We start from the raw sequence: 13,313 nt of genomic DNA on the forward strand, positions 1-13,313 counted from the left end.
GCATTCGGGCCTAATGGGCCGGTTACATCCGGAACACGCCGAATTTCGTCTCTTCCACGTCCGCATTCATCGCTGCCTCCAGCGCCAGCCCCAGCACGTCGCGGGTCTGTAGCGGGTCGATCACGCCGTCGTCCCACAGCCGGGCGCTGGCGTAGTACGGGTGGCCCTGGCGTTCGTACTGATCGCGGATCGGTGCCTTGAAGGCGGTTTCGTCGTCGGCGCTCCACTCGCTGCCGGCACGTTCGTGCTGCTCGCGCTTGACCTGGGCCAGCACGTTGGAGGCCTGGTCGCCGCCCATCACCGAGATGCGTGCGTTGGGCCACATGAACAGCAGGTTGGGGTCGTAGGCGCGGCCGCACATGCCGTAGTTGCCGGCGCCGAAGCTGCCGCCGATCAGCACCGTGAACTTGGGCACCTTGGCGCAGGCCACTGCGGTGACCAGCTTGGCGCCGTGCTTGGCGATGCCTTCCTGCTCGTACTTCGAGCCGACCATGAAGCCGGTGATGTTCTGCAGGAATATCAGCGGAATCTTGCGCTGGGCGCACAGCTCGATGAAGTGCGCGCCCTTGACGGCGGACTCCGAGAACAGCACGCCGTTATTGGCGAGAATGCCCACTGGACGACCGTGCAGGTGCGCGAAGCCGGTGACCAGGGTGTCGCCGTAGTAGCGCTTGAACTCGTCGAAGTCGGAGTCGTCGACCAGCCGCCCGATGACCTCGCGCACGTCGAAAGGCTTCTTGAGGTCGGTACCCACGATGCCATAGATCTCGCGGGGGTCGAGACGCGGCGGCTTGGGGGCCTTCATCGCCAGACTGCCGCGCTTCTGCCAGTTGAGGCGCGACACGGCGCGGCGCGCCAGTTGCAGGGCATGCGCATCGTTGTCGGCGTAATGGTCGACCACGCCGCTGACCTTGGCGTGCACGTCGGCGCCGCCCAGGTCCTCGGCGCTGATCGACTCGCCGGTGGCGGCCTTCACCAGCGGCGGGCCGCCGAGAAAGATGGTGCCCTGGTTGCGCACGATGATCGATTCGTCGGCCATGGCCGGCACGTAGGCGCCGCCGGCGGTGCACGAGCCCATTACCACGGCGATCTGCGGGATGCCTTCGGCGGATAGCGTGGCCTGGTTGTAGAAGATACGCCCGAAGTGGTCGCGGTCGGGGAACACCTCGTCCTGGTGGGGCAGGTGCGCGCCGCCGGAGTCTACCAGGTAGATGCACGGCAGGCGGTGCTTGCGGGCGATTTCCTGGGCGCGCAGGTGTTTCTTGACGGTCAGCGGGAAGTAAGTGCCGCCCTTGACCGTGGCGTCATTAGCGACGATCACGCACTCGACGCCGCTCACCCGGCCGATGCCGGCCACCGCGCCAGCAGCGGGCAAGTCCGTGCCATAGACCTCGTGGGCGGCCAGCGCGCCGATTTCCAGGAAGGGCGCACCTTCGTCGAGAAGATGATCGATGCGGTCGCGCACGAACAGCTTGCCGCGTGATTCGTGGCGTTCGCGGGCCTTGTCGCCACCGCCCCGGGCGATGCTCGCAGTCAGTGCGTGCAGCCGTTCGACCTCGGCGCGCATTGCCGCCTCGTTGGCCTGGAAGGCCTCGCTGCGCGGATTGATCTGAGTCGTCAGAATAGCCATGTGTCGTCGCCCTTATGCCGACTCGTTGAACAATTCGCGTCCGATCAACATCCGCCGAATCTCGCTGGTCCCGGCGCCGATCTCGTACAGCTTGGCGTCGCGCAGTAACCGCCCGGTGGGGTATTCGTTGATGTAGCCGTTGCCGCCGAGCAGCTGGATGGCGTCGAGCGCGACCTGGGTGGCTTTCTCTGCACAATAGAGAATGACCCCGGCGGCATCCTTGCGTGAGGCCTGGCCCCGGTCGCAGGCGCCGGCCACTGCATACAAGTAGGCGCGACAGGCATTCAGCGTGGTGTACATGTCGGCGACCTTGCCCTGCACCAACTGGAACTCGCCGATGGCCTGGTTGAACTGCTTGCGCTCGTGGAGATAGGGCACCACCACGTCCATCGCCGCCTGCATGATGCCGATGGGGCCGGCGGCCAGCACCGTGCGCTCGTAATCCAGCCCGCTCATCAGCACCTTGGCGCCGCGATTCTCCTCGCCGAGGACGTTCTCCGCCGGCACTTCGCAATCCTCGAACACCAGCTCGCAGGTGTTGGAGCCGCGCATGCCCAGCTTGTCGAGCTTCTGCGCGGTGGAGAAGCCGGGAAAATCCTGCTCGATGATGAACGCCGTGATGCCCTTGGAGCCCGCCTCGGGATCGGTCTTGGCATAGACCACCAGCACGTGGGCATCGGGGCCGTTGGTGATCCACATCTTGTTGCCGTTGAGCACGTACTTGTCGCCGCGCTTCTCGGCGCGCAGCTTCATCGACACCACGTCGGAACCGGCGCCGGGCTCGGACATCGCCAGCGCGCCGACGTGCTCGCCGCTGATCAGCTTGGGCAGGTACTTGGCTTTCTGCTCGGCACTGCCATTGAGCTTGATCTGGTTGACGCACAGGTTGGAGTGCGCGCCATACGACAGCCCCACCGAGGCGCTGGCCCGCGAGATCTCTTCCATGGCGATGCAGTGGGCGAGATAGCCCATGCCGCTGCCGCCGTCTTCTTCCGGCACGGTGATGCCGAGCAGGCCCATGTCGCCGAACTTCTGCCATAAATCGTTGGGGAAGACGTTGTCCTGGTCGATCTGCGCGGCACGCGGGGCGATCTCGTCGCGGGCAAAGGCGTTGACGTGATCGCGCAGCATGTTCAGCTCGTCGGGGAGGCCGAAATCGAGAGGGGTATAAGCGGCGTGCATGGCCTAGCTCCTGGTAATTGTGTCTGTGAGCCGTTGTGCTGGCTGCGGAGTCGCAGCGTAATTCGATATGAAAAGCAGGATAGGAGGGGTTTACGTTAACGTAAAGTAGAGCTTTGGTCGCAGAGGCAAACCAGACTTGCGCGCTAAAAAATAGACAGAATTGACAGGTCAAAGAACGGTCAGAGTGGGAAGGGGTGAACTATATTGAAATAGATGGGCAGAGGGTTCATCGACTCTACACAACAAACATACTTCGACCGCGCCGAGCCTTGAACGACTCGACTTCACGTCGGGGGAGGCTTCGACCATGGCACAGGTAGATTGGCGTCTCGAAGGGGAGTGGCTCAAGAACTGTAATTGCGCGTTCGGTTGCCCATGCGACTTCAACGCTCGACCGACGAACGGTGAATGCAAAGGGCTACTGGGTATGCATATCACCAAGGGGCACTACGAAAATACTCACCTGAACGATCTGAGCTTCTTCGTGGTCGTGCAATTCCCGGGACCGCTACATGAAGGAAACGGCCAGGCACAACCGATCATCGATGAACGTGCCAGTCCGGAACAGCGCGAGGCGTTGTTCGAGATCATGTCGGGAAAGCACTCGGCGGAAGGGACCCTGTTTCATATCTTCAGTCTCATCGTGAACAAGATGCACGATCCGATCTTTGCCCCCGTGACGTTCGAGTTCGATGAATCAGCGCGAACTGCACGGCTATCCATTCCCGGGGTGCTCGAAAGCAACGTGGAGCCGATCAGGAACCCGGTGACCGACAGGCCCCACCGTATCCGGGTCGTCATGCCGGAAGGGTTCGAGCACATCACGGGCGAGATCGCTAGCGCCACCATCCAGAGCAGTGGAGCGATTGCGTTTTCCACGCAGGGGTCGCATAGCACGCTTGCGCATGTGGTGCAGACGCCCGAGGGGGTTGAAGCATAGCGTAAGCGAGATCGGTAATGGCGATTCCAGTATTCGAAAGAGCGCTGCGGCACGATCGGGTCCTCTTCATATCCGCGCTACTGATCGCCGTCGTCCTGTGCTGGGCCTACCTGTTGGCAGGGGCAGGCGTCATGACGGGAATGACAGGCGATGCGGACGAGATGGCCATGTCTCCTTCAGCGTGGACGCTGAGTCATGCGCTGATGATGTTCCTGATGTGGTCCATCATGATGGTGGCGATGATGTTGCCTGGCGCTGCGCCCATGCTGTTGCTATTCGCCACCATTGCCGGGGCGCGGCAGACCCCTGCGAGGCGCATGGTTGTATCGGGTACGTTTGCGCTGGGGTATATCTCGGTCTGGACAGCATTCAGCCTGGCCGCTGTCGCGTTGCAGTTCGCCTTGGAAAGGGCGGCGCTGCTCTCACCAATGATGCAGGCAACCAGTACGGCCATGGCGGGCACGGTACTGGTCGCTGCCGGTATCTACCAGTGGACGCCGCTCAAACATGCCTGTCTCAGGCATTGCCGCTCACCCCTGGATTTCGTGCTCATGCATTGGCGTGAAGGGCTGTATGGTGCGTACGCGATGGGGTTACGTCACGGTATGTACTGTCTGGGGTGCTGCTGGATGCTCATGCTGTTGCTATTCGTTGGCGGGGTCATGAATCTGGCGTGGATCGCCGGGCTAGCGCTGCTGGTCCTGGTGGAAAAGCTGGTACCCGCCGGGCATTGGGTGGGGCGGATCATCGGCGCTGTATTGGTGACGTGGGGTAGCGTCGTCCTGTTGACGCTTTACTAAGTTGCCTTCCAGGCGTCGAAGTTGGCCCCGGTGCTGTGCAGCCGGGACCTGGGCGGCAGGAGGGCGTTCAGACGTCGCTGCGCATCGATTTTTCGCTGTGCGGCAGGATCAGGTTGAGCACGATGGCCACCAGCGCGCCGGGGATCAGGCCGGACTCGATGATCGCCTTGATGTTGTCGGAGTAGCCGGCGTAGAGGCCTTCCTGGGCCGGCAGGCCGAGTGCGGTGGCCAGCGCCAGGGCCAGGATCAGCATGTTGCGCTTGTTGAAGTCGATGCCGCTGAGCATCTTGATGCCGGCACTGGCGATCATGCCGAACATGATCAGCACCGCACCGCCGAGCACCGCATTGGGGATGCCCGAGATCAGCCCGCCCAGCTTGGGAAACAGGCCGGCGATGACCAGGAAGGCGCCGCCGATGGCGACCACGTAGCGACTGACGACCCCGGTCAGGGCCACGATGCCCACGTTCTGGCTGAAACTGATCTGCGGGAAGGCATTGAAGATCGCCGCGAAGACGCTGGCCAGGCCGTCGGCCATCACGCCGCCGGAGAGTTCCTTTTCGGTGGGCTCGCGGTTCGCTCCGCCGACCGTGGTACCGACGATGTCGCCGATCGATTCGGCGCAGGTCACCACGGCAAGCAGTACCACCGGCAGGATGGCGCTCAGATGGAATTCCACGCCGATCGCGAAGGGCACCGGCAACGAGAACCAGGCGGCCTTGCCCACGCTGGAGAAATCCACATAGCCGAACACCACGGCAACGACAAAGCCCACCACCAGGCCGATCAGCGGCGCGGTTTCACACCAGATGCCACGCCCGAACTGATGCAGGCCGATGGTGATCGCCATGACCAGCCCGGCCAGCAACAGGTGATGCAGGGCACCGAAGTCCGGCGCACCGAAGCCGCCACCGACGTACGCAAAGCCCACCGGCATGAGCAGGGCGCCGATCATGATCACGAACGCGCCGGTCACCACCGGGGGAAACAGGAAGCGCACATAGGGCAGGAACAGCCCCACCAGGGCCATCGCCACACCCCCGCACAATGCCGCCCCCAGTGCGGCCGGCACGCCCATGCCCACGGCGATGGGAATCAGCACCGGCACGAAGCCGAAGCTGGTGCCCATGACGATCGGCAGCCGTGCGCCGATCGGGCCGAGGCCCAGCGACTGGACCAAAGTGGCGACCCCGGCGACGAACATCGCCGCCTGGATCATCATCGTCGTCTGGGCCTCCGACAGGCCCGCCGCGCCGGCAATGATGATCGGCACGGTGACGTTGCTGACGAACATCGCCAGGACATGCTGGATTCCCAGCGGGACGGCGCGCCCCAACGGCGGCATGGCATTGACGTCGTGGGTACTGCGGACCCGAGGGGGATCGGCCTGCAACTGCTCGGATGCGGGAGTGGGCATCGTGGTGATTCTCCGTTGTTGTTGTCGGATGTTTTTTTCCGAATAGTCGTTATCGAACTGGGTTACAGGGCGGCGCGCAACCGGCGTGCCGCCTCGTCATGCCTGGCCATCAATGCCTCGAGATCGACCTCGCAGGGCAGGGCGTCGATCACCCGCCAGCGCCCGGCGACCATTACCCGGTCAGCACGATGTGCGCCGCACAGCAGCAGGGCGGCCAGGGAATTTTCGGCCCCCGAGAAACGCAATTCGTCGAGGCGGAACAGCGCCAGGTCGGCTTGCTGGCCGGCTTCCAGCCCGCCGATGTCGTCACGGCCCAGGCATCGCGCGGAACCCCGCGTGGCCCAGCGGATCACCGCATCGTGGGTGAGCTCGCCCGGCGAATAGCGCAGGCGGCCGAGCAGCATGGCCTGGCGCATCTCCTCGGCGAGATTGGAATGATCGCAGGAGGCCGAGCCGTCCACCGCCAGCCCGACCGGTGCGCCGGCGGCCTCGAGCTCCAGCGTGCGGCACATGCCCGAGCCCAGCACCATGTTCGACGACGGGCAATGCGCGATGCCGGTGCCCGCCCGGCCCAGGCGCTGCACCTCGTCGTCGTTGAAATGGATGCCGTGGGCCAGCCAGGTCCGGTTGGACAGCCAGCCGCAATCTTCCAGGTAATCCAGCGGACGCATGCCGAACAGGCGCTGGCAGTAGTCGGTCTCGTCTTCGGTTTCCGCCAGATGGGTATGCAGGCGTACGTCATGCGTCTCGGCCAGGCGGGCGCTCTCCTGCATCAGTTCCCGGCTGACCGAGAACGGCGAGCAGGGCGCCAGGGCCAAAGTGACCATCGCGCCGTCGCCGCGCTCGTGGTAGCGCTCGATCAGGCGTTGGCTGTCGTCGATGATCGTCCGTTCGTCCTGCACCACCGTTTGGGGCGGCAGCCCGCCGTCATCGCGGCCGACGCTCATCGAGCCGCGGGTCAACGCAGCGCGCACGCCCAGGCGGTGGGCCGTCTCGACCTGCTGGTCGATGGCGTTGAGCAGCGCACCGGAAAAGACGTAATGATGGTCGGCCACCGTGGTGCAGCCGGACATCAGCAGTTCGACCATGGCCAGCTCGCTGGCCAGCGCCAGTTGCGACTCGTCCAGGTTGGCCCACACGTCGTAGAGGGTGGTCAGCCAGGGGAAAAGCTCCTTGTTCAGCGCGGGGGAATAGGCGCGGGTCAAGGTCTGATAGAAGTGGTGGTGCGTGTTGACCAGCCCCGGCAGCAGCACGTGCCGTGAGGCGTCGAATACCTCGTCCACCGCCCGGCTGGGCTGGCCACCGGCGGGTACGGCTTCCACGATGCGTGTCCCGGCAACCACCACGCCGCCGGCGGCGCGGTCGTCGGCGCAGGCCAGCGGGTGGCGGATCCACAGGGTGCGTGCAGTCTCGGTCATGGTGTCTCCTCGGCGATCGAACACCCCCTTCCAGTTCGAAGGGTTACCCACTCGCAGGGAAGCCCGGTCAGTGGTTCAGGTGCCTTGCTCGTCGTACCGGAGGTGTATTGTTTTGTGTACCTGAGTTGTATACCAAATTGCTAATCGCAGTGTCGACTGTAAAGCGACACCCGGCATTTGCCGATGCAACTTACGTAGGGGGCGCTTTTTATTTAAGCTTCATGACTGACACGAAAAAGAAGGAGGAGCCATGCGTCCGCGTTTACTGATTGCCGCTGTACTTTCCCTGGGTATCGTCGTTAGTGGTTGTAGCTATACCCCGGCACGTATCGATCCCGAGCCGGTCATCGAAATCGGCGATGGGCATCACGATCATCGCGATCGCGACCATGATCGAGGCGACTTCTGCCCGCCGGGGCAGGCCAAGAAGGGGCGTTGCTGAATTCGTCCGGGGCGGCAGCGCTTGCCGCCCCGTGCGCTCACGCGAGGCTTCCAGATCTAGCCGTCCAGGGGTATGGTGAAAGAACGCATCCCAACGGCCATCGATAACAACAACATCATGTCCTTCTTCAATTTGCGTACCTGCAACCTGATGCAGCAATACATCGCTCACGAGCACCCTTACCACCAGCTGATCCTGGCGACGTCGGGCGTCACCGAGTTGCAGATCGAGGGGCGGGGCGAACGCATCACGCGCGAGCGGGGCTGCCTGATTCCTTCCACCTACCATCACGAGTACATCGGCGACGGTGCCAACCAGACCCTGGTGCTGGACATTCCGCTGGCCAATCTGGCGCTGACCTCCTGTGCCGACGAGGTGAGCCGGCTCTTCGAGCGGCCACGCTTCTTCGACGTGCCGCAGACCCTCTATCAGCTGGCGAATGGGCTCCTTCCACAGGTGCAGCAGCACACGGCGCTGCATACCGAAATCGCCACGCTGGTGCTCAGAGCCATCTACCTCAATCTGCACGACGAGGCGCTACCGGCGTCGCCGCGTCGCGGGCAGGCGCGGTCCCGGATCGATCTCGCACGCCTGGACGGGTTCATCGACGCCCACCTCGACGAGGTGATTCTGGTCGATGATCTGGCGGCACAATGCGCCCTGAGTCCCGGCCACTTCCATGCCTGCTTCCGTGAGCATGCCGGCATGACGCCGCTGGCTTACGTGCAGCAGCGACGTCTGGCCCATGCCCGCGAGTTGATCGAAACCAGCATCCATCCCCTGGGGGAGATTGCAGCGCTGGTCGGTTTTCGCGACCAGGGCAGCTTTTCCCGCGCATACCGACGCACTTTCGGCGTGACGCCTTCCATGCAGCGCCGCTGCCTCGACCACTGAGCGCAGACGCTTTTCAGCCGGACCCCGGCCAGATTCAGCCAGACAACAGTAACGGGCAAAACTTCCCGAGCCTGGGGCAAGCGCCCCGGCCCCGACCGCCATACGCTTGAAAGAATGCTGCTTTGATCCTCTCACAACGATAAGCAAGGAAAGGCACATGCATCTCCACAAGCTTCTCACGGTCACTGCCGTCGCGGCAGCGCTGCCGATGGCCTTTGGTGTCGCCGATGCCGAGGCCCAGGAATACGAGATGGCCATCGCCACGTTGATTCCCGAAAACCTCACCAACAACAGCATTTATCCGGCCCTGGTCCACTTCAAGGATCTGGTCGAGTCGCGTACCGACGGCGACGTCGCGGTGAGCATCTTCGGTGGCGGCCAATTGGGCTCCGAAGTGGAAACCGGCTCGCAGGTCCAGTCCGGTGGGCGCGCCCTGCAGTCGACCATCCTCACCTCCGGCGCCATGTCCTCGTTCTATCAGGACTATCAGGCCGTCACGGCCCCGTTTCTGTTCGACAACTGGCGTCAGGCCTGGGCCTTCTTCGACGGGGAGTGGTTCGCCGACTTCATGCAGGGCACCATCGATGCCGCCGACATGCGTTATCTGGGCACCTTCGACGACGGTGGCGGCTTCGTGGCCTTTACCAACAACGAGCGCCTGATCAAGACCGTCGACGACCTCGAGGGACTCAACATCCGCACCGAGGAGAACCCCGCCCACGTCGCCACCATGCGCGCCCTCGGCGCCTCCGCCACGCCGCTGCCATGGGGCGAGCTGATCACGGCACTGGAGACGGGGCTGGCCGACGGGCAGTTCAACGCCCCGGTGATCAACACCACCTACGGCCTGGACGAGGTGACCGACTACACCACGCTGACCGGGCACGTCTACAACAGCGCCAGCTGGGTGGTCAGTGAGGCGTGGTATCAATCACTGCCCGAGGAGTACCAACGCGTGATCGCCGAGTCCGCACGCGAGGCCATCGCGTTGAGTCACGGCGCTTCCGGGGCACTGGCGACGGCAAGCTGGCAGAAGTCCTGCGAGCTGTTCGAGGAGTGCTACATCATGCCCGCCGACGAGCGCGCCAAGATGGCCGAGATCGCCCGGCCGGCCTGGAAGGAGTGGATCGTCAACGAGTTCGGCATGGACGAGCAACTGGTCAACGACCTGCTCGCCGAAGTGCAGACGCTGCGCGAAACGCTGCCCGAGCAGGCCTACCAGCGCTACGGCCAGTAAGAACGTTGTCCCGTCATGCCGCCCGGCATGGCGGGGCTGGCTAGCTGCTTCGCTTTTTTAGTCACTCCAGGACCAAGCCATGTCGCTATTGAGTGCCGCCCGCCAGGTGAGCGATGGCGTCAACCGGGCCGCCATCGTGCTGTGCGTCGGTTGCGTGCTGGCCATGCTGGCCATCTCGTTCAGCGGGTTTCTCTACACGCTGTTCACCGGCGATGCCTTGAGCTGGACCTATTCGCTGGCGCGCCTGTTCCTGCCGTGGATCGGGCTGATATCCACCACCATTGCGCTGCGCTCCGGCGAACATGTGGCCATGACGCTGCTGGTGCGTCTGCTGCCTGCGCCGTTGGTCAAGCTGGCCGCCATCGCCACGCTACTCGTCATGGCGTTCTTTGCGCTGCTGATGATCTGGTACGGCTGGAGCTTTTTTGTGAATGCCACCCAGGTCTATATGGTGTCGGACAATATCCAGATATCCCATCACTGGACGGCGATTACCGTGCCGTTGACCGGGGCGATCTTCCTGCTGCACCTGGTCTACGGTTTCGATCTGCTTGAGCATTTTAGAGATGAAAATGCGCTGATCGATGACGCGTTGGATGATCCGGAGACCGATGATTCCGTACTGGATAGCAAAAGCGAGGTCCGGCCATGAGCGTTGCGATCGTAGCCTTCGTGGTGGTGTTGCTGATCGGTGCGCCGGTCGCTGTGGTCATGGCGATCTCGGGTGTCGCCGGGGTCTATTCGCTGGGCGGCGAGCGCCTGGTCGGCATCATCGCCGACCGCATGTTCTCCGGCGTGTCCGGCTACATGCTGATCGCCGTGCCGTACTTCATCTTCACCGCCGAACTGATGAACCAGGGCGGCCTGACCCAGAAGCTGATCACCTTCAACAACGCCTTGCTGGGGCGCGTACGCGGCTCGCTGAGCCACGTCAACGTGACCGTATCGCTGTTCTTCGCCGGCCTGACCGGCGCGGCGATCACCGATACCGTGGCCATCGGCAAGATCATGATTCCCGAGATGAAAAAGCAGGGCTACGATGCCGAGTATGCCGCCGCCGTGACCGCCTGCTCGTCGATCATCGGGCCGATCATTCCGCCCAGCGTGGTGATGGTGGTGTATGCCACCTTGCTGCGCGACATCTCGGTCATCGACCTGTTCGCCGGCGGCATTCTGCCGGGGCTGCTGATGGCGCTGACGCTGCTGGCGACCAGCATGGTGCTGGCCTGGGTGCGCGGCTATCCGAAACAGGGCGCGACGCCGATCAAGGTCGCGGTGATGGCGTTCTTCTCGGCGCTGCCGGCGCTGCTCGTGCCGTTGATCATCCTCGGCGGCATCCTCTCCGGCATGACCACGATCACCGAAGCCTCGGGCTTCGCGGCGGTCTATGCCATCGTCATCGGCTTCGTCTTCTACAAGAACCTGACGCTGCGCAAGGTGTGGGAGGCACTGGTGACCACGGTGCGCTTTTCCGGCGTGGTGTTCTTCCTGCTCGCCACCTCGGCGGTGCTCGGCTGGTTCGTCACCCGCTCGGGCATCGCCCGCGACGCGGCGGAACTGATCACCACCATCAGCGACGTGCCGTTCATCCAGATCATGCTGGTGTGCCTGCTGCTGATCGTCATCGGCACGGTCATGGACGTGCTACCGGCGCTGGTGGTCATCGGCCCGGTGGTCGTGCCGGCCATGGTCAGCCTGGGGTTCGATCCGCTGCATTTCGCCATCGTCATGATCGTCACCCTGAACATCGCCAACGTGACGCCGCCGGTGGGCATGACGCTGATGACCGCGGCACGTATCGCCCAGGTGCCCTACGAGCGGGCGATCGTCGCCTCGCTGCCGTTCTATGTCGCCTTTCTCGCGGTGATCGTGCTGCTGGCGCTGTTCCCTGCGCTATCGACCTGGATTCCCGGCCTGCTGGATTGAGGTGCCCATGCAATGCTTCTATTCCCCGGCGCAGGATCGCCATGCGCCAGCCACGTTTCTGCTTCGCGGTGCACCGGCACCCTCGCCGGAACGGCCGGAACGCGCCGAGCGCCTTGCCGAGGCCCTGGGCGACCTGGGGCTGAGGCTCGAGTCGCCAACGTGCATCGATAGCCCTGGGCTGCGCCAGCGGTTGGAGGCGATTCATACGCCGCGCTACCTGCAGTTCCTCGAGACCATCCACGCCCGCTGGCGCGCCATGCCCGGCGCCGCCGAACTGGTCGCGCCCAATGTGCATCCCACCGGCGGCGGCCATCATTACCCCGAGCATCCGGTCGGGCAGGCGGGCTGGCATCTGCACGACATGGCCTGTCCGATCGGCGCGGACAGCTTCGCCGGGATCCTGGCCAGTGCCGCCAGCGCCGAGGCCGCAGCGGACGCGGTGAAGGGCGGCGAACGTTCGGCCTATGCCCTGTGCCGGCCGCCGGGCCACCATGCCGGCCCCGAGCGGGCCGGCGGCTTCTGCTTTCTCAACAATTCGGCGCTGGCCGCCAGTATCCTCCGCGAACGCTATGCGCGCGTGGCCATCGTCGATGTCGACCTGCATCACGGCAACGGCACCCAGGACATCTTCTATGCGCGTGGCGACGTCTGGACCGGCTCGCTGCATGCCGACCCGAGCGGGTTCTATCCGTTCTTCTGGGGCGGCGCCGACGAGCGGGGCAGTGGAGACGGCGAAGGCGCCAATCTAAATATACCGTTATCTATCGGCAGCAATGACCTGTGCTTTATCGAAGCGCTCGACCGACTGCTGGAAGACATGGCGGCATTCCGCCCCGAGGCGCTGGTCGTCGCGCTGGGGCTGGACGCGCACAAGGACGATCCATTGGCCGGGCTGGCGCTGGAAACCGAGGATTTCACGCCGATCGGCGCACGGCTGAAGGCGCTCGACCTGCCCACCGTGCTGGTGCAGGAGGGCGGTTATCCCACCGCCAGCCTAGGCAAGAATCTGACCGCTTTCCTACAAGGGTTCCGCTGAGGAGCCGCAATGACACAAGGAGATACATGACATGAGCGATATCCGCTATACCGACGCCAATAAGCGCATGAGCCAGGTGACCGTGCACAACGGCACCGTCTATCTGTCAGGCCAGGTGCCCCACGACACCAGTGCCGACATGCAGGGCCAGACCCAGCAGGTGCTCGACTCCATCGATCGGCTTCTCGCCCAGGCCGGGTCGGGCAAGGGCCGCCTGCTGTCGGCCACGGTCTGGGTCACCGACATGGCCGAATTCGACGCCATGAACGCCGCCTGGGACGCCTGGGTCACACCCGGTCGTGCGCCGGTACGCGCCTGTGTCGAGGCGCGCCTGGCCAAGCCCGAGTGGAAGGTCGAGATCATGGTGGTGGCCGCGCTGGCGGAGGGCTGA

The 13,313-nt window shown here is 64.0% G+C and carries 13 protein-coding genes; 9 read left to right on the forward strand and 4 right to left on the reverse strand.

What is annotated here, in order from left to right; all coding sequences use genetic code 11:
- Nucleotides 1-22: 22 nt before the first annotated feature.
- Nucleotides 23-1,630 (reverse strand): carboxyl transferase domain-containing protein, encoded by a 1,608-nt coding sequence (locus tag MHM84_RS00480; RefSeq protein ID WP_239261295.1) that lies wholly within the window; start codon nucleotides 1,628-1,630, stop codon nucleotides 23-25.
- 12 nt (nucleotides 1,631-1,642) lie between these two features.
- On the reverse strand, nucleotides 1,643-2,812 hold the full coding sequence (locus MHM84_RS00485; RefSeq protein ID WP_239261297.1) for an isovaleryl-CoA dehydrogenase: 1,170 nt from the start codon (nucleotides 2,810-2,812) through the stop codon (nucleotides 1,643-1,645).
- Nucleotides 2,813-3,119: 307 nt separating this feature from the next.
- On the opposite strand from MHM84_RS00485, the gene MHM84_RS00490 reads away from it, so the two are divergent.
- Entirely contained in the window at nucleotides 3,120-3,752 is a 633-nt protein-coding gene (locus MHM84_RS00490) for a DUF1326 domain-containing protein (protein ID WP_239261299.1), read from the forward strand.
- 17 nt (nucleotides 3,753-3,769) lie between these two features.
- Nucleotides 3,770-4,552 (forward strand): DUF2182 domain-containing protein, encoded by a 783-nt coding sequence (locus MHM84_RS00495; RefSeq protein WP_239261301.1) that lies wholly within the window; start codon nucleotides 3,770-3,772, stop codon nucleotides 4,550-4,552.
- A gap of 67 nt (nucleotides 4,553-4,619) precedes the next feature.
- Here the strand turns inward: MHM84_RS00495 and MHM84_RS00500 are convergent, their stop codons facing one another.
- Both MHM84_RS00500 and MHM84_RS00505 read right to left on the reverse strand, forming a co-directional pair.
- Entirely contained in the window at nucleotides 4,620-5,969 is a 1,350-nt protein-coding gene (locus MHM84_RS00500; RefSeq protein WP_239261303.1) for a nucleobase:cation symporter-2 family protein, read from the reverse strand.
- A gap of 62 nt (nucleotides 5,970-6,031) precedes the next feature.
- Nucleotides 6,032-7,387 carry an 8-oxoguanine deaminase gene (locus MHM84_RS00505; RefSeq protein ID WP_239261305.1) on the reverse strand — a complete coding sequence of 452 codons (1,356 nt, stop codon included), beginning with the start codon at nucleotides 7,385-7,387 and terminating at the stop codon, nucleotides 6,032-6,034.
- 250 nt (nucleotides 7,388-7,637) lie between these two features.
- On the opposite strand from MHM84_RS00505, the gene MHM84_RS00510 reads away from it, so the two are divergent.
- The 7 genes from MHM84_RS00510 to MHM84_RS00540 all read left to right on the forward strand — a co-directional run bounded on the left by MHM84_RS00510 (nucleotide 7,638) and on the right by MHM84_RS00540 (nucleotide 13,313).
- Nucleotides 7,638-7,829: a hypothetical protein gene (locus MHM84_RS00510; RefSeq protein ID WP_239261307.1), complete on the forward strand. Its 192-nt coding sequence runs from the start codon at nucleotides 7,638-7,640 to the stop codon at nucleotides 7,827-7,829.
- Between the two features lie 75 nt (nucleotides 7,830-7,904).
- A complete protein-coding gene (locus MHM84_RS00515; protein WP_343218264.1) occupies nucleotides 7,905-8,723 on the forward strand; it encodes an AraC family transcriptional regulator in 819 nt (272 codons plus the stop codon).
- Nucleotides 8,724-8,880: 157 nt separating this feature from the next.
- Nucleotides 8,881-9,960, forward strand: coding sequence for a TRAP transporter substrate-binding protein DctP (gene dctP / locus MHM84_RS00520; protein ID WP_239261309.1), 1,080 nt, complete (start codon nucleotides 8,881-8,883; stop codon nucleotides 9,958-9,960).
- A 79-nt stretch (nucleotides 9,961-10,039) separates the two neighbouring features.
- Nucleotides 10,040-10,612: a TRAP transporter small permease subunit gene (locus MHM84_RS00525; RefSeq protein ID WP_239261312.1), complete on the forward strand. Its 573-nt coding sequence runs from the start codon at nucleotides 10,040-10,042 to the stop codon at nucleotides 10,610-10,612.
- Nucleotides 10,609-11,886, forward strand: a complete 1,278-nt coding sequence (locus tag MHM84_RS00530; protein ID WP_239261314.1) for a TRAP transporter large permease — start codon at nucleotides 10,609-10,611, stop codon at nucleotides 11,884-11,886. The genes MHM84_RS00525 and MHM84_RS00530 overlap by 4 nt, the downstream gene beginning before the upstream one ends.
- A 7-nt stretch (nucleotides 11,887-11,893) precedes the next feature.
- Entirely contained in the window at nucleotides 11,894-12,922 is a 1,029-nt protein-coding gene (locus MHM84_RS00535; protein ID WP_239261316.1) for a histone deacetylase family protein, read from the forward strand.
- A gap of 31 nt (nucleotides 12,923-12,953) precedes the next feature.
- The gene (locus MHM84_RS00540) at nucleotides 12,954-13,313 is read left to right on the forward strand and encodes a RidA family protein (protein WP_239261318.1); all 360 of its coding nucleotides are present in this window, start codon (nucleotides 12,954-12,956) and stop codon (nucleotides 13,311-13,313) included.

Source organism: Halomonas sp. McH1-25 (genome assembly GCF_022348165.1).
Lineage (GTDB): Bacteria > Pseudomonadota > Gammaproteobacteria > Pseudomonadales > Halomonadaceae > Modicisalibacter.